Origin of the sequence: Hymenobacter sp. 5317J-9 (assembly GCF_022921075.1) — a bacterium.
Lineage (GTDB): Bacteria > Bacteroidota > Bacteroidia > Cytophagales > Hymenobacteraceae > Hymenobacter.
Genome location: NZ_CP095050.1, coordinates 3,872,690 through 3,898,406, shown reverse-complemented (window position 1 = coordinate 3,898,406; position 25,717 = coordinate 3,872,690). Strand labels below are relative to the sequence as shown.

Here is a 25,717-nt window from a genome sequence, read left to right as displayed (position 1 = left end):
ACCCCTTCAACCTGATATTTCCGATGAAAGCACTTAAATTTTTCGTGTGCTCGGCCGCGCTGGGCCTGGGCGCGCTGCTGGCCACTTCCTGCAACGAGAAGGACCTCTACATTCCGCCCGTGGCCAACAACACGGCCGACGAATTCTACAAAGACGAGTCGCAGGTGAACCAGGGCGTGATTGCCATCTACAACGGCGCCCTCTCGTTGCCGCAAAGCTCGAACTGGAACATGTCGGAGTTTCGCTCCGACAACATCAACGCGCAAATCCAGACGGTGCAGCGCGATTTCAGCGACATTGCCAACTACACCACCAGCTCGCAGCTGGGCCAGCTCCAGACCACCTGGACCGACCTGTTTGAGGTGGTGTACCGGGCCAATATCCTGCTGGAGAAAATTCAGCCCTTCGGCTTTGCGCGCGTCAACCAGTTCAAGGGCGAGGCCCGCTTCCTGCGCGCTTATGCCTACCTCGACCTGGTGCGCTACTGGGGCGCCGTGCCCATCGCCGACCGCGTGCTCGGCATTGAAGAGTCGAAGCAGATTCCGCGGGCGCCCGTGGCCGACGTGTACAAGTTCATCGTCGACGACCTGAAGTTTGCCGCCGACAACCTGCCCGCTTCCTACGGCACCACCGACCGCGGCCGCGCCACCAAGTGGGCCGCCAAGGCCATGCTGGCCCGCGTGTACCTCACCATGTACGGCTACCCGCTACGCGACGCCAGCGCCCTGGCCCTGGCCAAGCAGCAGCTCGTGGACGTGTACGCCGCCGCCGGCCCCACCACTTTCTCGATGGCCAACAACTTCGCCGACCTGTTCAAGACCGTGAACGACAACAAGTACGCGGTGTTTGAAATCCAGTACGCCTCGGGCGGCGTGGGCCTGGGCAGCACCATTCCGTGGGACCAGGGCAGCGTGTTTCCGGCCTGGTGGTCGCCGTTTTCGCCCAGCCAGACGGACATTACGCCCAGCCCCGATTTCCTGGGCAAGAACTGGCCCATCCGCGACCTGCGCCGCCGCGCCACCCTCGACACCGTGTACGTGAACCCCACCACCAACGTGGTGACCGTGACGCGGCCCCAGTTCACCAAGTTTCTGGAAAAAGGCACCACCACGCCTCAGAACAACCGCGACTACTCCAACAACTTCCCCATCATCCGCTTCGAGGACGTGATGCTGATGTACGCCGAAGTGCTGACCTACGAAAGCAACTCGGTGACGCCGCTGGCCCTGCAGCTGGTGAACCAGATTCGGACCCGCTCGGGCATTGCGGCCTACACCGCTGCCTCGCCCGAAACTGCCAACGCCACCGCCTTCGTCGCGGCCATCCTGAAGGAGCGTAAGTACGAGTTTGCCGCCGAGGGCCTGCGCTGGTTCGACCTGGTGCGCACCGGCAACGCCATCTCGGTGATGACCGCCTACAAGCGCCAGACCATCAACGTGAACTTCCGCCAGCTCGACGACCACGACCTGCTGTTCCCCATCCCGCTGCTGGAGCTGCGCATCAACCCGGGCTTCTGGCAGCAGAACCCTGGCTACAACTAACGGCCTGGCGGGCTAAACAGAGTTGTAGCAAACCCGAGAACGTCATGCTGAGCGCAGTCGAAGCATCTCTACCGCAGGAGTAAATCGGATTACTGGTACGGTAGAGATGCTTCGGCTGCGCTCAGCATGACGTTCTTTTTTATGCAATACTAGTTTCCCCTTTCCGCCATGAAAACACGCTTCATTTCCATGCTTTTCACTGCTGGCCTGTTGGGCGCGGGGCCATCGGCTGCGCCGCCCACGGCCCCCCCGGCTCAGGCCGAACGGCTGGGCAGGGGAGTGGTGGCCGTTGCGCGGCCCGACGGCAAGGTGCTGGTGAGCTGGCGCCTGCTGGCCGGTGATGCGCCCGGAGTGGCCTTCGACGTGTACCGGAGGCTAGGCAACGCCACGATGCAAAAGATGACCCCCAAGCCGCTGACAGGCGGCACCAATTGGTTGGATGAAACGGCCGTGAAGGGCCAGCCGGCCACCTACACCGTGCGGGAAATCGTGGCCGGGAAAATGGACCCGGGGCCTTCGGCCGCCGCCAGCGTCTGGGCCGACGGCTACCTGCGCCTGCCGTTGCAGCCGCCCCCCGGCGGCACCGTGAGCAGCGGCCCCGAAACCAGCCCCTATACCTACACCGCCAACGACGCCAGCCCCGCCGACCTCGACGGTGACGGCCAGTACGAAATCGTGCTGAAGTGGGAAACCACCAATGCCCGCGACAACAGCGCCAACGGCCTCACCGGTCCGGTTATTCTCGATGCCTACAAGCTGGATGGCACTCGCCTGTGGCGCATCAATCTGGGCAAGAATATTCGCGCCGGCGCCCACTACACGCAGTTCATGGCCTACGACCTCGACGGCGACGGCCGCGCCGAAGTGGCCTGCAAAACCGCCGACGGCACCGTGGACGGCGCGGGCAAAACCCTGGGCGACGCCGGCAAAGACTACCGCACCCTCACCGTGCCCACCGACGCCGGCCCGGGCGTGCCCGGCCCGCGCGACAGCAAATTCGGCCGCATCCTGGCGGGGCTGGAATACTTCACCGTGTTCGACGGCCGCACCGGCGCGGCGCTGGCCAGCACGCCCTACCTGCCCGCCCGCGGCGAGCTGAACGGCTGGGGCGGCCTGGGCGGCAACGGCGGCAACGACAGCTACGGCAACCGCGTGGACCGTTTCCTGGCCTGCGTGGCCTACCTCGACGGTGCCAAACCCAGCGTGGTGATGTGCCGCGGCTACTACGGCCGCACCGTGCTGGCCGCCTGGGATTGGCGCGGCGGCCAACTGACCTCGCGCTGGGTGTTCGACTCGAAAGACGGCCGGAATCCCTTCTCCGGCATGGGCAACCACGGCCTGAGCGTGAACGACGTGGACGGCGACGGCCGTGACGAAATCGTGTACGGCTCGATGGTGGTGGACGACAACGGCCAGGGCCTGTTCAGCACCGGCCTGCGCCATGGCGACGCCCTGCACGTGTCGGACTTCGACCCCAGCCGGCCCGGCCTCGAAGCCTGGGGCGTGCACGAAAACGAGGAGAAGGTGGCCGGCCACGAAAATGGCCCCGGCGCCGCGCTCTACGCCGCTGGCACGGGCAAAATCCTCGTTTCCAAACTGCCCGGCCAGGACGTGGGCCGCGGCATGGCCGCCGACATCGACCCGCGCCACCACGGCGCCGAGTTGTGGGTGAGCAACCCCGAAATGGGCCTGCTCACCTGCCAAGGCGAAAAAATAGGTCCCTCGCCCCGCTCCGTCAACTTCGGCCTGTGGTGGGACGGCGACCTGCTGCGCGAGCTGCTGAACGACACCCGCGTGGAGAAGTGGGACTACCAGGCCGGCCAGCTCACCAGGCTGCTCGAAGGCAAGGATTTCGGGGCCGCTTCCTGCAACGGCAGCAAAGCCACGCCCTGCCTCAGCGCCGACCTTTTTGGCGACTGGCGCGAAGAAGTGGTGTGGCGCACGGCTGATAATACCGCGCTGCTCATCTTCAGCACCACCATCCCCACCCAGCACCGCCTCGTCACGCTGATGCAGGACCGCGCCTACCGTCTCGGCGTGGCCCGCGAAAACGTGGGCTATAACCAGCCCCCTCACCCCGGCTATTTCATTGGCGAAGGCATGAAAAATCTGTAGCGCGGACTTTCAGTCCGCGTCAGGAAATGGCCCGCCGATGCGGACGCAGACCCGCAGCGTCCGCGCTGCGGCGCAGGTGGGTGCAGGACACGCCCCGCAGCATCAGGCCCAACTTTTGAGTACAGAACCTTCGCGCTGGTTTCGCAGCGCCGTTGCTACTTCCTCACACTATGAATAAACTATCTTCTGCGGCCCGCCGCGCTGCCTCGTCGGCCCTGCTGCTCAGCGGCTTTGCGGCCTTGCTGCTGGTGCTGGCCAGCTTCCATAAGCCCGGCCCGCGGCCCACGCTCTTTCTCATCGGCGACTCGACGGTGAACAACACCAACGCCCCGCAGCTGGGCTGGGGCAACGTCATTGCGGCGCAGTTCGACACCACGCGCATCCGGGTGCGCAACAATGCCAAGGCCGGCCGCAGCACCCGCACCTTCATCACCGAAGGCCGCTGGAAAACCACCATCGACGCCATAAAGCCCGGTGACTTTCTCATCATGCAGTTTGGCCACAACGAAGGCAGCGTGCCCGACACCAGCAAGGCCGGCCGCCGCGGCGTGCTGCGCGGCACCGGCGAAGAAACCAAGAACCTGGTGTGGCCCGACGGCCACCCCGAAACCGTGAACACCTACGGTTTCTACCTGCGCAAATTCATCCGCGAAGCCAAGGCCAAAGGCGCCACGCCCATCGTGTGCTCCATGATTCCGCGGAACGAGTGGAAGGAGGGCAAAGTCATCCGGGCCAGCAACGACTTCGGCAAATGGGCACAGGAAGTAGCCCAGCAGGAGGGCGTGGCGTTCATCGATTTGAACGACATCACTGCCCTAAAATACGAGAAGCTGGGCCCCGAAGAAGTGAAGAAGTTCTTCCCCGGCGACCACACCCACACCAACGAAGCCGGCGCCCGCCTGAACGCTGAATCCGTCGTGGACGGCATCAAAGCCAACAAAAAGCTGGCGCTGAATAAGTACCTGAAGAAGTAAAAAGAACGTCATGCTTCGCTGCGCGCTGCATGACGTTCTTTTCCAAATGAACAGTACCTTAATGAAACCCACCAAAACCACTCTCACTGCCAGCCTGTTCGCCTTGGCTCTGCTGCTGGCCGCCTTCACCACGCGCCCGCCCAAGCGCAAACCCACGCTCTACCTCATCGGCGACTCTACCGTGAAAAACGGCAAGGGCAAAGGCGACGGCGGCCTCTGGGGCTGGGGCAACTACCTGCCCGCGCACTTCGACACCACCCGCATCCGCATCGAAAACGACGCGCTGGGCGGCACCAGCAGCCGCACCTTCCAAACCAAGGGCCTCTGGGAAGCGGTGAAAAACAAGCTGCAGCCCGGCGACTTCGTCATTATGCAATTCGGCCACAACGACGACGGCCCGCTGGCCGATACCGCCCGCGCCCGCGGCACCTTCAAAAGCAACGGCGAGGAAAGCCAGGAGGTGTACAACCCCCTCACCAAGCAGCAGGAAGTGGTGCACAGCTACGGCTGGTACCTGCGCCAGGTCATTGCCGAAACCAAGGCCAAAGGCGCCACGCCCATCGTGTGCTCGCTAGTGCCGCGCAACGGCTGGAAAGACGGCAAAGTGAACCGCGCCACCACCGGCTACACCCAGTGGGCCGCCGAAGCCGCCAAGCAGGGCGGCGCCTTTTTCATCGACCTCAACAAGCTGGTGGCCGACAAATACGACCGCGAGGGCGAGGCCAAAGTCGGCACCGTCTACTTCACTTCCAAAGACCATACCCACACCATCGAAGCCGGCGCGCAGCTCAATGCGGCTACCGTGGCCGAGGGCATCAAGGCCACCAAGGGGCTGGCCTTGAGCAAGTATCTGCGGAAAAAGTAGCCTCGTCATGCTGAGCGTACCGAAACATGACAGGCAGTGATTGAGCCGAAGTAATGCTTGAAAGCAACCTGATTCCACCAAAGCATTCCAAGTGAAAAAGGCTGATTTCAACCGTGCCCAGCCTTTGCTGATTGTCCTGCTGATTCTGCTTCTTGCCAGTTTATCAGCCGCGGCTGCACCTTCGCGCTTTCTCATCACTGAGCACGGCGCAAAAGGCGATGGCCAAACCATGAACACCGCCGCCATTCAAGCCACCATTGATGCCTGCGCGGCGGCTGGGGGCGGCACGGTGGTGGTGCCGGCTGGCACCTTCCTCAGCGGCGCTCTTTTTTTGAAGCCCAACGTCAGCCTGCTCATCGAGCAAAACGGTGTGCTGAAAGGCTCGGCCAATCCCGACGATTATCCGCAGATAAAAACCCGTTGGGAAGGGGTGGAGCGGGAGTTTACCGCGGCTTTGGTTAATGCCGACGGGCTGCGCGGTTTCAGCATTTCGGGCACTGGCACCATCGACGGTTCGGGTGACGCGTGGGTGAAAAACGCGCAACTGCAACGCGAGAGCGGTGCAACTGAAACGGGGCCCCGCCGCGGTCGGCCGCGCCTGCTCGGCATTCAAAACTGCCGCAAGGTGCGCCTGGCCGACTTGCGCCTGCACAACCAGGCCGTGTGGTGCCTGCACATTCTCTACTGCCGCGACGTGACGGTAGCCAACCTCACCATCACCGCCGACCACAACATCCCCAGCTCCGATGGCATCGACGTGGATTCCAGCGAGAAAGTGCGCATCGTGGGCTGCAGCATCGATGTGAACGACGACTGCATTTCCATCAAATCGGGCAAGGATGCCGACGGCCTGCGCGTGAACCGGCCCAGCCAGCGCATCCTCATCGAGAAATGCCACTTCGGCTACGGACACGGCGGCGTGGCCATGGGCAGCGAAACGTCGGGTGGCATCCGCCGCGTCACGGTGCGCAACTGCCTGATGGACGCGGGCAACTGGGCGCCCATCCGCTTCAAGTCGCAGCCCAGTCGGGGCGGGGTGGTGGAGCGCATCACCTACCGCAACATCAGGCTGGTGGGCACGGGCAAAGCCATCGAGTTTAACCTGGCTTGGCGCATGGTGCCACCGCTGGCGCCGCCCGCCGCCGTGCTGCCCGTGGTGCGCCGCGTGCGCCTCATCAACGTGTCGGGCACCACTACCGTGGTGGGCGACTTCCACGGCCTTGAAGGCAGCCCCATCACCGACGTGAAATTCCGGCGCTGCGAAGTGCGGGCCCAGCGCGGCCTCACGCTGGAGCACACCCGCAAGGTGGATTTGTCGGGCCTGCACATGACGGTGAAAGACGGCCCGGCGCTGGTGCAAAAGGACGATGTGCGGTAGACCCGTACCCCGCAGCTGTGCTGCGGCCCGGCGGAAATCGTTTGGCCTTCGCTGCAATGAGCCCAAGCACAGCTTGGGGGGACCCCGCTTCACAGGAAGGTACAGGAGGCTTCCGGCCGGGGCAGGCAGTTCCTTCGATGCCCCGGCGCCAGGCTGCCCAGCCGCGCCAATTCCTGCCCACGCCGCTCGGCCCCGCGCCGCTTGCTATGAAAAAACTTGCCGTTCTGGCCGTCGCGCTGCGCTGCTTTGTGGGCCCACCAGCTGGCGCCCAAACGCCCGGCGCAAGGCCCGCGCCATTGCCGGCCACGGTCATTGTGCCGGCTTCGGATTTCATTCAGGAAATCCCCAAGGGCAACATTATTGCCGATGCCGGCGGCCTAAAAGCGCCGTGGATTTTCAACAACACGGCGTTGGTGCTGAAGTCGAAGACCAATATGCAGGTGCGGGTGCAGGTGCCGGAAGCGGGCCGCTACACGCTGTATGTGCGCAGCCAGGGCGAGAAGAATACCGGCTTCAAAGTGGCCATCAACGACAAGGTAACGGCCGAAACGTTTGGCCGCGGCCCGCTGAGCTGGCAGGTCGGCGGTACGTTTGAGCTGCCTGCCGGCCCGGCGTACGTGAAGCTGACGCGCATCGACATGAGCGCGGCCGTGGACGTGCTGGTGCTGAGCAAAAACGCCAGCCTGAAGGAAGAGGATGTGCGGCCCTACCAGCTGCCGGAGGACGTGCAGCTCCTGAAACAGTACACCATTCCGCGGTCAAACGCCGTGAAGTTTGGCGACGTGGATGGCGACGGCAGAACCGATTTCATGGCGCTGGAGCCGGACTTTTCAGCCCACGTGTTCAACAACGCGGGCAAAGAGCTGTGGGCCTACAAAGCGCCGACTGAGTACGTGAAGGAACGGTCGGAATTTGAGGCGCCGGGTGTGCTCTGGGATTTCGACCACAACGGCCGCGCCGAGGTGGTGCACTGGCGCTTCATCGAGGGCCAGGAATGGCTGGTGGTGGCCGATGGCCGCAGCGGCAAAATCCTGCGCAAAACGGCCTGGCCCACCCAGCCGCTTCCGCACGTGTACAACAACTTCCGGCTGGCCATCGCGCACCTGCACGCCGGCCCGGCCAACGACTTGGTGGCCTACACCGACATGGGCGGCACCCAAAACGTGACGGCCTACTCGGCCGACCTCAAGCAGCTCTGGCAGCACACCGAGCACCGCAAAAAAGACAACCTCGGCCACTACGTGTACCCCGTCGACCTCAACGCCGACGGCTTGGATGAGGTGTTGGTGGGCTCGCTGCTGCTCGACACCAAAGGCCAGCAAATCTGGAACCGCTTCGACCTGCTGCCCGACAACCACGACCACGCCGACAGCTACAAATTCAGCGACCTGAACGGCGACGGCCGGCTCGACATCGCCACCGCCAACAGCGAAACCGGCGTGTTCGTCTACGACGGCATGACGGGCAACATCATCTGGCAAAACACGGCCGAGCACAGCCAGCAGCTGGCCGTGGGCAATTTCCTGAAAGGCGTGGCCGGCCCGCAGGTCGTCATCGGCGGCCGCACCTACGGCACCCGCGGCACCGACGAGCCCGGCCTGTCCAGCCAGCTTTATTGGTTCGATAACGGCGGCAACCTGGTGAAGAAATGGCCCGGTAACCCCTCAACGGCAACCCCGACTTCGTGCGCGGCAACTGGCGCGGCGACGGCGCTACCTTGCTCTTCTGGCACAAATTCCGCCTAAACGACGCCGGCACCGGCGAGCTGTATTTCCCCGATACCGTCTTCCACATGTTCGATTTCACCGGCCAGGGCGCCGAGGAAGTCATCACCCTAAATCAGGGCCGCCTGAGTGTCTTCGGCAGCCGCCGCGCCGCGCACAGCGGCAAGGACTCGAAGAAGGACCTGGAGTACTTGCGGAATTCCGTGGTCAACCACACGCATTACTAACGAATGTCCAAAAAAAGAACGTCATGCTGAGCGCAGCCGAAGCATCTCGCGTGCTTCAACTAATTACTGATGGCGGGCAAGATGCTTCGCTGCGCTCTGCATGACGTTCTAAATACCGCCTATGAAATACATCTGCCTCCTGCTCCTAACCCTGCTGCTGGCTCAGCCCAACCGCGCCCAAACGCCCGCTACCCAGCGCCAAATCCAGTACCTCTCGGGCCGCGACAACCGCCGCGCCGTGCAGTGGGATTTCTACTGCACCGGCGGGCGCAAAAGCGGCTACTGGACACGCATTGCGGTGCCTTCGTGCTGGGAGCAGGAAGGCTTCGGCCTCTACAACTACGGCCGCGACTACAAAACCTACGGCAAAAACTTCCGCTTTGCCGACGAGCAGGGGCTGTATAAACACAGCTTCAACGTGCCCACCGCCTGGCGTGGGCGGCGCGTCGAAATCGTGTTTGAAGGCTCGATGACGGACACCGAAGTGAAGGTGAACGGGCAGGTGGCCGGGCCCATTCACCAGGGCGCGTTCTACCGTTTCAAGTATGACCTCACCGACAAGCTCAAGTTTGGCGAAGCGAATTTGCTGGAAGTGAAGGTGAGCAAGATGTCGGCCGAGCCCAGCGTGAACAACGCCGAGCGGCTGGCCGACTACTGGGTGTTTGGCGGCATTTTCCGGCCGGTGTACCTGCAGTCCTACCCGCAGCAGTACGCCGAAAACGTGGCCATCGACGCCCGCGCCAACGGCTCCTTCACGCTCCGCGCCAATGTGCGCAACGTGAAGCAGGCCGCCCAGCTGCAGGCCGACATCCTCGACCAGAAAGGCCAGACCGTGGGCACCGCCAGCGCCAGCGTGGCGGCCGGCGACACCCTAGCTCGCCTCAGCATCACCGTGAAAACCCCGCGCCAGTGGACCAGCGAGACGCCCAGCCTCTACCGCGCCCGCCTCACGTTGCGCAGCGGCCCCGAAACCCAGTACCAGACCACTGAATCCTTCGGCTTCCGCACCATTGAGGTGCGGCGCGGCAAGGGCATTTACGTGAACGGCACACAGGTGAAAATGAAGGGCACCAACCGCCACAGCTGGTGGCCCGAAACCGGCCGCACCCTCAACGACAGCATCCACCTGATGGACGTGAAGCTGCTGAAGGAGATGAACATGAACGCCGTGCGCATGTCGCACTACCCGCCCGACGCCGAGTTTCTACACCTCTGCGACTCGCTGGGCGTGTACGTGCTCGACGAGCTGGCCGGCTGGCAGAAATTCTACAGCACCAGGGCCGGCACGCCGCTGGTGCGCAGCATGGTGCAGAAAGACCAGAACCACCCCAGCATCATCTTCTGGGACAACGGCAACGAGGGCGGCACCAACAAGGAGCTGGACGCCGTTTTCTACCAGTACGACCTCACCAAGCGGCCCGTCATTCACCCGCACCACCGCCCCGGCAACGCGGCCAGCGGCATCGACTGCAACCACTACGAGAACTACTACAGCACCCGCGACATCCTGGCCGATTCGCTCATTTACATGCCCACCGAATTCCTGCACAGCCAGGACGACGGCGGCGGCGGCGCCGGCCTGGCCGACATGTGGGAGCTGCACTGGAAAGCCCAGCGCTCGGGCGGCGGCTTCCTCTGGGCCATGGTGGACGAGGGCATAGCTCGCACCGACCAGCACAACATCATCGACGTGAACGGCGTGAACGCGCCCGACGGCCTCATGGGACCGCACCGCGAGAAGGAGGGCAGCTTTTACGCCATCCGGGAGATTTTCTCGCCCATCAAAATCGGCCTGAAGGAGCTGCCCGCCAAGTTCAACGGCTCGCTGGATGTCGAAAACCGCTACCATTTCACCAACCTCAGCCAGTGCTTCTTTCAGTGGGAGCTGGTGAACTACCGCAAGCCCAACGACCCGTTTGCGGGCAGCATCGGCGGGAAGAAAAGCCGCCTCAAAAGCCCCGCCGTGGCCCCGCTGGCCACCGGCAAGCTGAAACTGGAACTGCCCAAAGACTGGCAGAGCTACGACGCGCTGGTGCTCTCGGCCTTCGACCCGCAGAAGAACCTCGTGTACAAATGGACCTGGAAAACCGGCGGCAACGCCCGCCTGCTTGACGGCGTGCTCAGCCTTCAAAGCAAGGAGAAGGCCGCCGTGGAAGTCACCGACGTCGACAGCACGCTCACCCTGAAAGCTAGCAACATCACTGTCACCTTCAATAAAACCAACGGCCGCCTCACCGGCGTGAAGGGCAACAATGGCGACAAACTTTCCTTCACCAACGGGCCCGTGCTGGTGGCCGGCACGGCGGCCTTCGCCGGCCTCACGCACCGCACCGAGCCCGACGGCGAAGTGGTGGAAGCCCGCTACACCGGCGACCTGAAAACCGTGCGCTGGAAAATGCACGCCAACGGCTGGCTGCGCATGGAGTACGAGTACGCCCTCACCGGCGACCACCCCTTTGCCGGCATCAGCTTCACCTACCCCGAAAACTTCGTCATTGGGGCCAAGTGGCTGGGCCAGGGCCCGTACCGCTCCTGGAAAAACCGCCTGGCCGGCACCACGCTCAACGTGTGGGAAAACGCCAACAACAACACCCAAACCGGTGCCGCGCCCTGGATTTACCCCGAGTTCAAGGGCTACTTTGCCGACATTGCCTGGATGGAAATGAACACCGTGGAAGGCAAATTTCTCATCGCCAGTCCGGACAAGGACCTGTTCGTGCGTCGCTTCAATTTCTACGGCCTCTCGGGCGTGAAGCCCCAGCCGGGCCTGCCCATCGGCGACTTGTCGTTCCTCGACGCCATTCCGCCCATCGGCACCAAGCTCGGCCTCAACATCGACAACAACCCCAAAAACCTGGGTCCCAATTCCGAAACCAACCACTTCAGCGGCGCGCCCATCCGGCGCACGCTGTACTTCTACTTTGGCCTGGCACCGTCCGACAGCAAGCCCCAGCCCTACGTGGCCCCCGTGAAGGACGATTTGTTTTAAACCGGCTTTATGAAGTGAAAGGAACGGCTGCTACATTGGGGCAGCCTTTCTTTTTTCCGCATGCGAAAACATATACTTGCGGCCTTGCTACTGCTGGGCGCGGCCAATTGGGCGCACGCCCAAACCTTCGAGCCCGGCTACCTGGTGCTACAGCGCGGCGACACGCTGCGGGGCGAGGTGGAAAACGCTTTCTGGGAAGAGCCGGCCAAAACCGTACGCTTCCGGCCCACTGCCACGGCGCGGCCCGTCACCTACACCAGCCAGCAGCTGCGGAGCCTGAGCCTGGCCAGCGGCCGGCTGCTGCGCCACGAGCTGCTGACCATCGACCTTGACGCCGAAACCCGGCTGCCCTACCTCAGCCACCGCATCACGCACCGCCCGCGGCCCGATTCGGTGATGGCCGACGTGCTGGTGCAGGGCCCGGCCACGCTGTTGGGCATTGTGCTCAATGAAACCCGGCACTACTTTGTGCAGCGGCCCGGCCAGCCCCGCCTGGAGCTGGCCGCTCACAACTACCTGCTCTACAAGGACGGCACCGAGCGCATTGCCGACGCCAACAACTTCCGGGGCCAGCTGCTGCTGTATTTCGGCGATTGCGCGGCCGTGACGGCGTTGCTGCCCGGCACCGCTTTCACCGACGAGGGCCTGCGGCGCGTGGTGCGCACCTACAACCGCGCCTGCTCGGGCGTGCCGCAGTCGGCCGAGCTGCCGGAACCCGCGGCGGCCGCGGCCCGGCCCCACGTCGTCACGCGCTGGGGCGTCACGGCGGGCCTGCGCTACAACTCCCTGCGTCTGCACGACCCGCTGGGTAACGGCGGCGCCCTCGAAGGCTACAACGCCGACGGCGCCGTGCATGCACTAGGCGGCCTCTACGCCGATGTGATGGCCGGCGGGCGCCGGTTTGCCCTGCATGGCGACGTGCAGGCCTCGCGCTTCGGCAACACCCAGCCTTTGCGGGTGGCGGCCACCAGCACCAGTCTGGCCAGCTCGTTTCAGTGGAGCGGCACCAACGTGGTGGCCCATTTCGGTTTGCGCGCCTTTCTGCCCGTGGGCACACTAGGGCAGGCCGTGGCGGGCCTGGGCTACGAGGTGAACAGCTTCTGGGGCGTGACGTCGGAATTCGTATACGGCGACCGGGTGAGCGACTTCATCTACCCGTTTCGCGGCACGCTGCTGCCCTACCTCGAAGCCGGCTTCAGCCAGAAGCGCCTCACCCTGATGGCCAACGGCCGCGTCTACGAGCCCGATTATTTCTACCAGCTCAACTACCAGCCCTGGAGTCTGGCCCTCACCCTAAGCTACCGCCTCAATGCCGACTCCGACGCCCTGCCCAAGTAACTATTTCCTGCGCGGCGGCACCAGTTGCACGAACGTGGGCTTGTTCCGGTCACAGGTCACTTTGCCATTGTTGAACTCCAATTCGGCTACCTGAATCACGCTACGCTTGGCGGCAATGCTGTTGGCGGGGGCGGGGCTGGCTTTGCTGCGGCCGGGGTGCGTGAAGTAGAACACGAAGGCGCGGCCGTTGCTCACCACCACGTCACAGTGCCCGCCGATGGCCTGGTCGTCGCGGCCCTGGCCGGGGGTTTCGAGGATGCGCTCCAGCTGGGCGGTCCAGTGCAGCAGGTCGGGGGAGTGGTACACGGCCATGCCTTTCCACTGGTCGATTATCATCCAGTACTGCTCGTGCCAGCGGAATACTTTGGGGCCTTCGCCGCGCTCGTTCAGGGCCTGGCCGTGGTCGGTCCAGTGCAGCAGGTCGGGGCTGTCGGCGTAGTAGATGGATTTGTGGTCTCGCTCGTTGTTGTACCACAGCCGCCAGGTGCCGTCGGGCAGTCGGTACACGCTGGCGTCAATGACTTTATCGGTGACGAGCGGCAGGGTTTGTACGTACTGCCAGTTCCGCAAATCGGTGCTGGTGAGCTGCACGATGACGCGCGGGTGCTGCCAGTCGGTGAAGGTGCCCGGCACGTAGGTCAGGAACATGTGGTAGCGGCCCCGGTCCTCCACGATGTCGGGCGCCCAGTGGGTGTAGCCCGGGTCGGGCCGGTAGTTGATGTTGGCCGTGTCGCGGTAAGTCCAGGTAGTGCCGCCGTCGCCCGATTCGGCGATGCCGATGCGGGTGCCGTGCACCCAGGTCACGCCAGTGGCGGTGCTGTCGGTGGCGCGGCGGTTGGTGTAAAACATCCACCACTTCTTCGCCTGCTTATTCCAAATGATGACCGGGTCGGCCGCGCCGTCATAAATCGGGTCGCGGAAGAGGGGTTTGGGGGCGGGCCTGGCTGTGGAGGCAGGTTTGGGCCCTGCTTTTTGCGCTATAGCCTGACCGGGGGCGGCCACCGTCAGGGCCATTGCCAGCAGGCATCCGGCAAGGAGTCGGCCTACAGTCGTTATCTGAGTCATGGGCATCTTATTGTTGCTCCAGTCGCTTCAGCTCCCTGGCTGAGACGCGAAAAATGGTGCCGTGGCGCAGGCCCACCGGCAACTTAATTTGGTCTGAAACATCGGTCCACTGCGTCAAGTCAGTGGATTTAACAGCGCCGTACTTGTGCTCGCGGTACTTATCAAAATACACCAGCCAGTCGGCGCCCAACTTCACGGCGGTGGGGCCCTCGGCCCAGTAGTTGCCGGTGATGGGCGCCGAGGCCGGGCCGTAGGGGCCGGCCAGCTGGTCGGCGAAGGCCACGCGCAGGTTCTTCTGCACCGGCTCGCGGGTTTCGTCTTTCAGAAACATCACGAAGCGCTTGCCGTCAGGCTGAATGCTGGCGTCAATCACGTTAAAGCCCGGCTCGTAGAGCAGTCGGGTAGGGGTGAAGGTCTGGAAATCCGTCGTGCTGGTGGCGTAGATGCGGTGGTTATAGCCGTTTTCTTCGGCGCGCTGGGTTTCCGGAAATTTGCCCGTGATGGTGCTGGCCCAGTAAATGAGGTAGGTTTTGGTGCTTGCATCGTAGCTGATTTCCGGGGCCCAGGTGTTGCGGGTGCCGGGCTCCTGCGCCATCACCGGCAAAAACCGCTGCTCGCTCCAATGAATGAGGTCCTTGGAGCTGGCGTAGCCAATGCCTTTGTCCTGCCAGCTCACCGTCCAGACCATGTGAAACAGCCCGTCCGGTCCGCGCAAGATGCAGGGGTCGCGCATCAGGCGGTCCTTGCTCACGGTGGGACACAGAAAGGTGCTGTCGTGCTTCAGAGCCGTCCAGGTGTAGCCGTCGCGGCTGCCGGCCAGGTGCAGGCCGTCGCGGCCATTTCCTTTGAAGTAGCAGAAGACGAGGGCCTCGCCTTTTTTGAGCGGGGTTTGGGCCGACGCTGAGCAGGCAAGCAGCATCAGGAAAAGCGAAAGGTATTTCATCCTATGAAATGTAAAGACGCGACCCTTCGCGTCTCGGCGTTGAACGAAACGTTGGAACGGCGCGAACGCCGAGACGCGAAGGGTCGCGTCTCTACTGCGCCACGATTTCATACGTTTTCCCGGCTTTCGTTTCGAATATGGTGAGAAACTGCGTTTGCCCGTTTACTGCGCTGGTGGTGGACTTGGCGGCCGCGTCTTGCACCGTCACGGGCGTGTTGGTGCGCAGGCGGAGCGGGGCGCCGGTGCGCGAGAGGATGCGCGCTTTGGTCAGCCGGCCGTCGCGCCAGTCCATATCTACCACGAAGCCGCCGCGCGCCACCAGGCCGGCCACGTGGCCTGTGCGCCAGGCGGCGGGCAGCGCAGCCAGCAAATGCACGTCGGCCAGCTGGCTTTGCAGCAGCATTTCGGCGATGCCGGCCGTGGCGCCGAAGTTGCCGTCAATCTGGAACGGCGGGTGCGTGTCGAAGAGATTGTTGAGCGTCGAGACTTTGAGCAACTCCTGGTACATTTTGTAGGCGTGGTTGCCGTCGAGCAGGCGGGCCCAGAAGTTGATTTTCCAGGCCTTGCTCCAGCCGGTGCCCTCGTCGCCGCGCACTTCCAGGGTTTTGCGGGCGGCCGCGGCGTACTGGGGTGTGAGCAGAGGTGAGATTTCGCGGCCGGGGTGCAGGCCAAACAACTGCGACACGTGCCGGTGCTGCGGGTCCACGTCGGGCCAGTCGCCGTACCATTCCTGCAGGTTGCCGGCCTGCCCGATGTGCAGCGGGTAGAGCCGGGCGCGCTTCTGTTTCAGCAGCGCAGCGAAGTCCGCGTCGATGCCCAGAATGGAGTCGGCTTCGATGACGTTGGCGAATAAATCGCGCATGATGGACATGTCCATGGTGGAGGCAATGGTCACCACCTCCTTACTGCCGTTGGGCAGCAGGTAGCTGTTTTCGGGCGAGGTAGACGGGGCCGTGACCAAAAAACCGTCCTTTTCCACCAGCCAGTCGAGGCAGAATTCGGCGGCCGTTTTCATCAGCGGGTAGGCCTCCGTGCGCAGGTAGGCCTTGTCGTTGGTGAAGCGGTAGTGCTCGTAGAGGTGCTGCGAGAGCCAGGGGCTGCCCAGGCTCCAGTTGGCCCATTTGGGGTCGCCGCTGCCCTCGCCCACTGGGTTGGTCTGGGCCCAGAGGTCGGAGTTGTGGTGGACGGCCCAGCCGCGGGCGTGGTAGTAGTGGGTGGCCGTGGCGGTGCCGTTTTTGGCAAAGCGCGCAATCTGGGCGCGCAGGGGCTCCTGCATTTCCGGCAGGTTGCAGGCCTCGGCGGGCCAGTAGTTCATCTGCAGGTTGATGTTGGTGGTGTAGTTGCTGCGCCACGACGGTCGAATCAGCGGATTCCAGATGCCCTGCAGGTTGGCCGGCGGCCCACCCGGCCGCGAGCTGGAAATGAGCAGGTAGCGCCCAAAATCGAAGTAGAGCAACTCCAGCGCCGGGTCGGGCTGGCCGGCCTTATAGGCTTTCAGGCGCTGGTCGACGGGCAGGTTGGGCGGCACGGCACCGTCCAGCGTGAACTGCACCCGGTTGAAATACTGCTGGTAATCCTTCAGGTGCGCGGCTTTCAGCTTGGCGAAGCGCTGGCCGGCGGCCGCATTCAGGTAGCGCAGGGCCTCCTTGGTTTCGTCCTTGCCGTCCTTGTCAGGGCACTTGTCGTAGCCGCTGAAGCTGGTGGCGCCCGACACTAAAATCAACGCCTCGCTAGCCCCCGAGATGTGCAGAATGCTGTCGGCCGACACTTTACCATCGGTTTTTACCACCCGAATGCGCATCTGGTAGCGCATGCCGTTGCAGTTCTGGTCGTCCTTGTACACCACAAGCTTCGGAGTGCGGCGCTCGTCGGCGTAGATGCGGGCTTTGCCGCGCAGCACCAGGTCCCGGCCGCCCTCCACGGCTTTGCTGAATTCAAGCTGGTTTTTGGTCGAGAGGCTGAAAGCCAGCGTCTTTTTCCGGCTGGCCGTGAGGCGAATGACCACCACCTGACCCGGCGCGGTCACGAATACTTCGCGGGTGTAATCCACGCCCCCGGCGCTGAAGCGCGTGGTGGCCGTGGCGTCGGCCAGGTTCAGGTTGCGGTAGTAGTTGGTGGCGCCGCTGGCCTGCGGCTGGCGCAGCAGCAGGTCGCCCAGCGGCTGGTAGGCGTTGGTGTTGGGGCCCTGCATGCGGCGCATGAGCTTCACGGCCGCGCCGTTGTCGCCGGCAAACAGCAGGCGACGCACCTCGGCCAGATGGCTGAATGCCTCGGGGTTGGGATTGGGGTTGGCGGGGCCACCGGTCCACAGCGTGGCCTCGTTCAGTTGAATCAGCTCTTCGGCCGGGCGGCCAAACACCATGGCGCCCAGCCGGCCGTTGCCCAGCGGCAGGGCCTCTTCCCACACCTTGGCGGGCTGGTCGTACCAAAGGGTTTGGTCATGCTTAGTTTGGGCAAGGGCGGGACCGGAGAGGATTAGAAGGAAAGCCAGAAGTTTGTTCATGGGCTGGTAGTCAGGGCAGGAAGGGAGGTCGCGCGGCCTCTGCGAGTCCGCGCCTGGGCGAACGGCCTTATGAATGCGCGGGCTCGCAGAGGCCACGCTACACGTAACATGTTGCGTTTTTTCGCCTAATTGCCGTCCGGCTTGGTCACTTCACTGCGCGGGCTGCCTTTCCAAACCCAGCCGGCCAGCGCATCCGGCTTGGCCGGGTCGAACGCCGGCGTGTCGTGGCGAAGGAATTTCGCCAGGCCCAGCTTGTTGGCTTTGATGCCTTCCACCACGCACTTCGCAATCTCATAGGCGCCGTAGGGGTTGAAGTGGGTGTTGTCGGCCAGCGGCGCGGTCTGGCCGGGGTAGGTGTTGGCGGGGTAGTGCACCAGTGCTTTTTTCGATTCTTCCACGCCCAGCGCCTCGTAGAGTTTCGCCGTCATGGCGTTGAGGTCGATAAGGGCCACGTTCTCTTCCTCGGCCACTTTGCGGGCGGCGGCGGGGAAGTCGCCCAGGCTGTTTTCAATCCGGCCATCGGCCCCGAAGGTGCGGCGGCTGGTGGACGTGACGATGACCGGAATGCCGCCCTTTTTCTTCGCCTCCTGCACGAAGATGTGCAGCCGCTCGGTGTAGGATTTCCAGGCGCCGTCGTTTTCGCCCTTGTCCTTCTGGTCGTTGTGGCCGAATTCGATGAATAGGTAGTCGCCCGGCTTCATCACGCTCAGCACCTTGGCCAGGCGCTTCGAGCCCAGAAAGCTGCCCAGCGTGAGGCCCGATTCGGCGTGGTTGGCCACGGCCACGCCGGGCTTGAGGAAGCGCGGTAGCATCTGGCCCCAGGCGGCCCAGGGCTCGTCGTCCTGGTCCACCACGGTAGAGTTGCCGGCCAGGAAAATGGTGGCGGCGGCGGGCGCGGGCGTTATTTCCAGCGCGGCCAGGCAGGGGTTGGCGCCGTCGAATTCCAGCGTGAGGCGGTCGTCCCAGTCCAGCTTGCGCAGCTCGCGGGGCTTCAGGCTTACCTGTTCGGTGTCGTTGATGCGGCGGCTCTTTACGTTAAGTGTGAAGGTTTGGGTGGTGAACTGGCCGGGCTTGGTGGCGGTGGTTTCGAGCAGCAGCCGGCGCGACTCGGCCTTGAGGAAGGTGCTGCTGGGGCCTTTCGGGTCGCCCAGCGTCACGGTCACGTTGTAGTTGCCTTCGGGCAGCTTCACCGAAAAGTAGAAGGGCTGCGGGCTGGTCACGAAGTCGCTGCGCAGCGCGTCCTTGCCGCCCCGGTCGGTGCCCGTCACGGAGGTGCCGAAGTCGAACCCAAAGCCGGTAGCCTCGGAGTAGGTCGCCGTGGGCAGCACCTGCTGGTAGCCGGGCGCCGCTTTGCCGGGCCCGAAGTCAAATTTGAAGGTGGTTTTGGGCGTTTGGGCGGCGGCCGGGCCAGCCAGCAAAATGCCCGCCGTGGCGGCGACGAGGAAGTTTTTCTTCATAGAGCGGGAAGGGTGGGGAAAGGCAACAGGCTAAAAGTACCCGCCGGCTCACCGAAGGCTTACCTGCACTGTCATGGGCGCCGGGCCCGCTCGGCAGAGTACAGGAGAGTCCCGCTCTGGCCGCTGCCGTCCTTGCGCTGCACACTTCAGTATCTCCTCTTTGCGATGCCTACTCGCCGCACGTTTCTCACCGGGTTGGTTTTGGCGCCGTTTGCCCGGGCAATGGCCGGTTTTTCGGCGCCCCGGCTCATCGACTACCCGAAAAGCGCCTTCGCCAAATTCAGCAAGCACCTCAAGCCGGTGGGCCGGGCCCTGGAGCTGCCCGGCTACTACGTGTGGTGCAACTCGCCCATCTACGGGCCCGATGGCAAGGTGCACGTCTTTTTCTCGCGCTGGGTGGCCAGCAAGGGCATGAGCGGCTGGATAAACGGCTCCGAAATCTGCCACGCCGTGGCCGACAAGCCTGAAGGCCCCTACACTTTCGTGGAAGTGGTGCTGGCCCCGCGCGGCCCCGGCCACTGGGACGCCACCACCTGCCACAACCCCAGCATTCAGTTCGTCGACGGCCAGTACTGCCTGTTTTTCATGGGCAACGCCAACGGCAAAACCGACACCAAGCGCATCGGCCTGGCCACCGCGCCCACCCTCAACGGCCCCTGGACGCGCCCCGACCAGCCCCTGCTGCTGCCCGGCCCCGCCGGTGCCTGGGACGACCACTGCACCACCAATCCCGCCTTTGTGAAGCACGAAGGCAAGTACTGGCTCTACTACAAGTCCTGGAATACCAAAGAGTACGAAGACGCCAAAGGCCAGGAAATCCGCGGCAACCGCAAGTACGGCCTTGCCATCGCCGACCAGTTGCAAGGCCCTTACGTCAAATTCGAGGGCAACCCAGTTATCGACTTTTCCGGGCAGGGCCACAACAAGCAGTTTGAGGACGCCTTTGTGTGGCGGCAGCACGGCCGGTTCAACTTGTTGGCCCGGGATATGGGCGTCTACAGCCAGGAAGTGGGCTTGTATTTGGAGTCGGTGGACGGCAAAACCTGGACGTTCCCCAAAATCGCCTTCCTGCCCATCCGCGACTACGGCGTGACGGAGCCGCCCGCGCCGCCCAGGCTCAAACGCTATGGGCGGCTCGAACGGCCCCAGCTGCTGCTGCGCGACGGCAAGCCCGAATACCTGTTTTGCGCCTCGCAGGGAGGCCGGGAGATGACGGCTTCGGCATTTGTTTTTCGGATAGGCTGACGGTCAGCCAGCTGCGGAAACAACGCGCAGGGGCTGTCAGAAGGCAAAGCAGCTGCGGGGCAGGAGGGTGCGGGACGGCAATGCGGCAGAAAGAAGAAATATTTGCATAAATGGTAAAGTGAGCGGCCTTGCGGTTCTACCCACACCCAGGCCACCGGACGGTGCCCGCAGCTGCAACTGCGGGCACCGTACCGCGCCGCGCCCACACAAGGCCGGCCGCCTGGTTTCTGCCGCGCCCGGCCTGGCCAAATGGCCAATAGTGGACAACTACGCACACAAACCGGACAATATGGTAGCCACAAGCGCCTAACCAGTAGTCTACAGGAGAGTAAGGGCTCACCCCACTTCTAAGTTTGGCCCAGGTTCCGCCTTCCACCCCTCGAGTTAAGTCAAAAAGTCTCACCCAATTCCCACATCATGAATACTTTTTACTCCTGGCAACGTTTGCGGCTTGCGGCTTGCGTGCCAATGCTTCTGCTCACGGGGCCGGTTTTGGCGGCCGTGCCGGCGCACCCCGCCGCCACGCGGCGCGTGCTGGCCGACTGGCAGCTCACCGGCAAGGTGACCTCGCCCAAGGGCGAAGGCCTGCCCGGCGTGACGGTGGTGGTGAAAGGCACCACCCTGGGCACCACCAGCAACCCCGACGGCTCGTTCTCGCTGTCGGTGCCCGAAAAGCCCGGCACGCTGGTGTTTAGCTTCATCGGCTTTCAAACGCAGGAGCGGGCATATAGCGGCCCCGGCGATTTTAACGTGAAGCTGGCCGACGACACCAAGAGCCTCGACGAGGTGGTGGTGGTGGGCTACGGCACCCAGAAGCGGGCCGACGTGACCGGCGCCATTGCCACCATGGACGCCCGCAAGCTGGAAGAGCGGCCCATTGCCCGCGTCGACCAGGCGCTGGTGGGCCAGCTGGCCGGCGTGCAGGTGAAGCAGACCTCGGGCGTGCCCGGCCGTCCCTTCAGCATTCAGGTGCGGGGCGCGGGCTCCATCTCGGCCGGCAACGAGCCGCTGTATGTGATTGACGGCTTTCCGCTCGAAAACGTGGGCGCCAGCGCCAACGGCCGTTTCGGCAGCGGCAACCCGCTCGACAACATCAACCCCAACGACATCGAGAAGATTGAGGTGCTGAAGGACGCCGCCGCGGCCGCCATCTACGGCTCGCGCGCCGCCAACGGCGTGGTGCTCATCACCACCAAGCGCGGCCGCTCGGGCAAGCCCCAAATCAGCGTGAACAGCTACGTGGGCGGCTCGCGTGCCGCCAAGAAGCTCGACCTGCTGAGCGGGGAGGAGTGGGCCTCCCGCGCCACCGAAATCATCAACAACAACTGGGTGAAATCGGGCGCGGGCCGCACCGCCGACCAGACCACGGCCCAACGCCGCCAGATTCTGGGCCTGACCGGCAACAACGTGAACCCCGACCTGATGCTGGACGACCGTTGGGCCATCCCCGGCCATCCCGGCCTGAAATACGTCGACTGGCAGGACGAACTCTACCGCACGGGCGTGAGCCAGAACTACCAGGTGAGCGCCTCCGGCGCCACCGACAACGTGAACTACTACGTGTCGGGCAACTACAACGACCAGCAGGGTTTTGCCCTGGGCCTCGACTACAAGCGCTTCACGGCCCGCGCCAACGTGGAAGTGAAGGCCAACGACAAGCTCAAGTTCGGCCTCACCATCAACCCCACTTATTCCATTTCGAAAGACCCCGGCATCGAGGGCAAAGACAACCGCTTCCACCAGCTGCTGTCCGAAACGCCCATCGTGGAAGACACCGCCGGCATCAACACCGCCTACGGCAAGAACGAGGCCTACCGCTGGGGCGTGAGCACGGCCAGCCCCATTGCCGTGATTAACAACTACGAGGGCGACACCCGCAACTACCGCACGCTGGGCACCGTGTTTGGCGAATACCAGCCGGTGAACGGCCTGCGTTTGCGTTCCTCGCTGAACTTCGACAACAACGAGTCGACGTCTAACTCGTACGCGCCGCCCACCCGCAACCTGGCCACCTCGCTGGCCAGCGGCTCGTACAGCACCTACCGCCGCCAGACCCTGGTGAACGAAAACACGGCCACCTACAGCCGCACCCTGGGCAAGCACGATTTCTCGCTGCTGGGCGGTTATTCCTACAATTTCTCGCGCCTCGACAACAACAGCGCTTCGTCGTCGGGCGGCTTCGTGAACAACACCGTGCGCACCCTCAACGGCGCGGTGGCCATCACCACCTCGGGGCCCACGGCCTCGCAAAACGTGCTGCTCTCGACGTTCGGCCGCCTGCAGTATTCTTATGATGGAAAATACCTGCTGTCGGCCAGCGTGCGCCGCGACGCGTCGTCGCGCTTCGGCTCCGAAGACCGCGCCGGCGTGTTCCCGGCCGTATCGGCGGGCTGGCGCATCTCGCAGGAGCCTTTCCTGCAGTCGGTTTCGTTCCTGAGCGACCTGAAGCTGCGCGCCAGCCTAGGCTACTCCGGCAATAACTCCATCGGCGATTACGCCAGCATTGCCACGCTGAGCACCACCAACTACACCCTGGGCGGCCTCATTGCCCCCGGCCAGGCGCCCAACAAGGTGGGCAACTCGCGGCTGAAGTGGGAGCGCAACCGCACCGTGGACTTCGGCGCCGACTTCGGCGTGCTGAAAAACCGCATCACGGCGTCGTTCGACTACTACACCAAGAACAGCCTCGACCTGCTGCTGAACGTGCCCGTGCTCACGGCCGCCGGCTTCGGCACCAACCTGGAGAACATCGGCGAGGTGCGTAACACCGGCTGGGAACTCGAGTTGAACACCCGCAACCTGGAGGGCGCCTTCTCGTGGACGACTTCCTTCAACCTGAGCCACAACGAAAACAAAGTAGTGCACCTGGGCACCGGCGATGCCACCATCTACGTGCCCAACGGCCTTGACACCGAGAGCAACATCCTGCAGGTGGGCCTGCCCGTGTACAGCATCTTCGTGGTGAAGCAAATCGGCATTCTGAGCCAGGCCGACATCGACGGCGGCGCGGCCCGCTTCGGCAACCAGACCGCCGGCGACCCCCGCTACGAAGACTACAACAAGGACGGCAAGATTGACGTGAACGACCGCCAGGTGGTGGGCAACCCCAACCCGACCTACACCTTCGGCCTCACCAACACGCTGCGTTACAAGGGCTTCGACCTGAGCTTCCTGATTCAGGGCCAGTACGGCGGCTCCATATACTCCACCCTGGGCCGCGCCATCGACCGCACCAGCGTGGGCTACAAAGAAAATGCCCTGGGCCGCGCCCGCGACCGGTGGATGTCGGCTGAAAACCCCGGCGCCGGCGTGAAAGGCAAAGCCACCGGCAACTTCGGCTTCATCCGCAACACCGACTGGCTGTACTCGTCCGACTACTACCGCGTGCGCACCATCACGCTGGGCTACGACCTGGGCCAGCTCATCAGCAAGCGCGTGGCCCAAGGCGCCCGCGTGTATGTGACGGCTGAAAACTGGTTTGGCTGGGACAAGTACTACGGCGGCCTCAACCCCGACGCCCTCAACACGGGCAACACCGGCACCTTCATCTCGGGCTCGGACTACGGCGGACTGCCGCTGGCCAAAACCCTCGTGCTCGGCCTCAACCTCACTTTTTAATTAATTGCGAACTGTGCGGAAAAGGCCGTCATGTTGAGCGCAGCCGAAGCATCTCTCCCGCTTCGTTGCGACTACAGTAATTACTGCTGCACGCGAGATGCTTCGGCTGCGCTCAGCATGACGGTCAAGAGTAAGCCTTTCTTCAAAATTCCCATGAAAAAGATATTTCTCGGCATCTCCCTGGCCTGTGCGCTGGTGACCCTGGGTGGTTGCGAAAAGGACCTGGAGCAAACCCCGATTTCGAACGGCTCGGTGCCGGACTTTTATAAGACGGCGGCCGATTTCGACCAGGCCATGTCGGCCGTGTACAACTCGCTGCGCGGCTTCCCCGACCGTGAGGTGATTCTCTCGGAGCTGCGCTCCGACAACATGTTCGCCGTGAGCTCCATCGGCTCGCGCGACTGGGACCCCGTGAACAACTTCTCGGCCGCGCTGCTGGTGGTGAACCCCTACGTGGCCGACGCCTGGGCGTCGGACTTTTCCACCATTTTCCGGGCCAACACCATGCTGGCCCAGCTGGCCGAAAACGGTGCCGTGACGGGTTCGCTGCGGCCCCGCTACGAGGGCGAGGCCAAGTTCATCCGGGCGTTTGCCTACCTGGATTTGGTGCGCAAGTTTGGCCGGGTGCCGGTGATTGACAAGCCGCTCATTCCGCAGGAAGTGGCCAAGATTCCGCGCGCCGACGTGGCCGCCGTCTACGCCCTGATTGAGGCTGACCTGAAGGCGGCCATCAGCGTGCTGCCGGCGGCTTACACCGGCAGCGGCATCGGCCTCACCTCAGGCCTGGGCCGCGTCACCAACGGCGCCGCCAAAGGCATGCTGGCCTTGATGTACCTCACCAAGTCGGGCCCCGACTACGGCATCAAAGGCCCGGGCCTGGCCAGCAACGAGTACGACAAGGCCAACGCGCTGCTCGACGAGCTCATCAACCGCACGGGCACGCCGCAGTCGGCTGCCTACTCGCTGCAAACCAACTACGCCAACATCTTCTCGCCCACCAACGAGAACAATTCGGAGGTGCTGTTCGACATCCAGTACATCTCCAACGGCCTGGGCACGCTGGGCTCGTCGTTTATGAACGTGGTGGTGCCCGACGCCTACTACACCGGCCTGGCCACGAGCGGCAACCTGGCCCTGCCGTTCTCGGCCGGCTCGGTTGAAATCAAGCCCGTGTCGAACGACCTGAACAACGTTTCGTTCACGACCACCGACACCCGCCGCGCGGCCACCATCCAGCAGGGCTACACCAACGCCGGCACCACCGACACGCGCCCCTTCTACAAGAAATACGTGAACGTGGCCGGCAAAGGCACCAGCCGCACCGACTGGGGCACCAACTACATCGTGCTGCGCTACACCGACATCCTGATGATGAAGGCCGAATGCGAAGTGCGCGGCGTGGGCGGCACGCCCGCCACGGCGGCGGCCCGCCTCACGCCCATTCGCACCCGCGCCGGCCTGCCCGCCCTCACCACCCTCACGCTGGAAACCCTCATGGAGGAGCGCCGCCGCGAGTTTGCCGGCGAAAACCTGCGCTGGAACGACCTCATGCGCTCGGGCCTGGCCCTGACCACGATGAACGCCTGGGCCGCCCGCGAAGACGCCCCGCCGCCGAACAACAAAATTGTGCGCCCCATCACGGCCAACCTGCTGCTGCTGCCCGTGCCGCAGGTGGAGCTGGGCTCGTCCCCCGGCCTCTACACCCAGAATGACGGCTACTAAGCCGCTTGTGTAG

16 protein-coding genes are annotated in these 25,717 nt (G+C 63.7%); 12 read left to right on the top strand and 4 right to left on the bottom strand.

The genetic code is table 11. The annotated features are described in order from the left end of the window. Positions 1-23 precede the first annotated feature (23 nt). From MUN81_RS16355 to MUN81_RS16315, 9 genes are all read left to right on the top strand, one after another. On the top strand, positions 24-1,541 hold the full coding sequence (locus tag MUN81_RS16355) for a RagB/SusD family nutrient uptake outer membrane protein (protein WP_245112282.1): 1,518 nt from the start codon (positions 24-26) through the stop codon (positions 1,539-1,541). Positions 1,542-1,709: 168 nt separating this feature from the next. Beyond that, positions 1,710-3,656: a rhamnogalacturonan lyase gene (locus tag MUN81_RS16350; RefSeq protein ID WP_245112281.1), complete on the top strand. Its 1,947-nt coding sequence runs from the start codon at positions 1,710-1,712 to the stop codon at positions 3,654-3,656. A gap of 170 nt (positions 3,657-3,826) precedes the next feature. Then, positions 3,827-4,630 (top strand): rhamnogalacturonan acetylesterase, encoded by an 804-nt coding sequence (locus MUN81_RS16345; RefSeq protein WP_245112280.1) that lies wholly within the window; start codon positions 3,827-3,829, stop codon positions 4,628-4,630. A gap of 46 nt (positions 4,631-4,676) precedes the next feature. Continuing rightward, the gene (locus MUN81_RS16340) at positions 4,677-5,495 is read left to right on the top strand and encodes a rhamnogalacturonan acetylesterase (protein WP_245112279.1); all 819 of its coding nucleotides are present in this window, start codon (positions 4,677-4,679) and stop codon (positions 5,493-5,495) included. Positions 5,496-5,586: 91 nt separating this feature from the next. Further along, positions 5,587-6,873: a glycoside hydrolase family 28 protein gene (locus tag MUN81_RS16335; RefSeq protein WP_245112278.1), complete on the top strand. Its 1,287-nt coding sequence runs from the start codon at positions 5,587-5,589 to the stop codon at positions 6,871-6,873. A 206-nt stretch (positions 6,874-7,079) separates the two neighbouring features. Further along, positions 7,080-8,618 (top strand): hypothetical protein, encoded by a 1,539-nt coding sequence (locus MUN81_RS16330; RefSeq protein ID WP_245112277.1) that lies wholly within the window; start codon positions 7,080-7,082, stop codon positions 8,616-8,618. After that, on the top strand, positions 8,591-8,824 hold the full coding sequence (locus tag MUN81_RS16325; protein ID WP_245112276.1) for a hypothetical protein: 234 nt from the start codon (positions 8,591-8,593) through the stop codon (positions 8,822-8,824). Before MUN81_RS16330 ends, MUN81_RS16325 begins: the two co-directional genes overlap by 28 nt. Before the next feature lie 121 nt (positions 8,825-8,945). Beyond that, entirely contained in the window at positions 8,946-11,813 is a 2,868-nt protein-coding gene (locus tag MUN81_RS16320) for a glycoside hydrolase family 2 TIM barrel-domain containing protein (protein ID WP_245112275.1), read from the top strand. Between the two features lie 60 nt (positions 11,814-11,873). Beyond that, positions 11,874-13,151 carry a hypothetical protein gene (locus MUN81_RS16315; RefSeq protein WP_245112269.1) on the top strand — a complete coding sequence of 426 codons (1,278 nt, stop codon included), beginning with the start codon at positions 11,874-11,876 and terminating at the stop codon, positions 13,149-13,151. On the opposite strand, the gene MUN81_RS16310 is transcribed toward MUN81_RS16315, so the two are convergent. From MUN81_RS16310 to MUN81_RS16295, 4 genes are all read right to left on the bottom strand, one after another. Beyond that, positions 13,152-14,165 carry a glycosyl hydrolase gene (locus MUN81_RS16310; RefSeq protein WP_245112268.1) on the bottom strand — a complete coding sequence of 338 codons (1,014 nt, stop codon included), beginning with the start codon at positions 14,163-14,165 and terminating at the stop codon, positions 13,152-13,154. It abuts the gene before it with no gap. 58 nt (positions 14,166-14,223) lie between these two features. Next, positions 14,224-15,159, bottom strand: a complete 936-nt coding sequence (locus tag MUN81_RS16305; RefSeq protein WP_245112266.1) for a glycoside hydrolase family 43 protein — start codon at positions 15,157-15,159, stop codon at positions 14,224-14,226. A gap of 91 nt (positions 15,160-15,250) precedes the next feature. Then, complete coding sequence (locus MUN81_RS16300) at positions 15,251-17,662, bottom strand: glycoside hydrolase family 95 protein (protein ID WP_245112255.1); 2,412 nt, start codon at positions 17,660-17,662, stop codon at positions 15,251-15,253. Between the two features lie 125 nt (positions 17,663-17,787). Then, the gene (locus tag MUN81_RS16295; protein ID WP_245112253.1) at positions 17,788-19,119 is read right to left on the bottom strand and encodes a rhamnogalacturonan acetylesterase; all 1,332 of its coding nucleotides are present in this window, start codon (positions 19,117-19,119) and stop codon (positions 17,788-17,790) included. Positions 19,120-19,284: 165 nt separating this feature from the next. Between MUN81_RS16295 and MUN81_RS16290 the strand changes: the two genes are divergently transcribed. The 3 genes from MUN81_RS16290 to MUN81_RS16280 all read left to right on the top strand — a co-directional run bounded on the left by MUN81_RS16290 (position 19,285) and on the right by MUN81_RS16280 (position 25,704). Next, complete coding sequence (locus tag MUN81_RS16290) at positions 19,285-20,364, top strand: glycoside hydrolase family protein (protein WP_245112250.1); 1,080 nt, start codon at positions 19,285-19,287, stop codon at positions 20,362-20,364. A 468-nt stretch (positions 20,365-20,832) separates the two neighbouring features. Next, positions 20,833-23,982, top strand: coding sequence for a TonB-dependent receptor (locus MUN81_RS16285; protein WP_245112249.1), 3,150 nt, complete (start codon positions 20,833-20,835; stop codon positions 23,980-23,982). Between the two features lie 153 nt (positions 23,983-24,135). Further along, the gene (locus tag MUN81_RS16280) at positions 24,136-25,704 is read left to right on the top strand and encodes a RagB/SusD family nutrient uptake outer membrane protein (protein WP_245112246.1); all 1,569 of its coding nucleotides are present in this window, start codon (positions 24,136-24,138) and stop codon (positions 25,702-25,704) included. Positions 25,705-25,717: the final 13 nt, after the last annotated feature.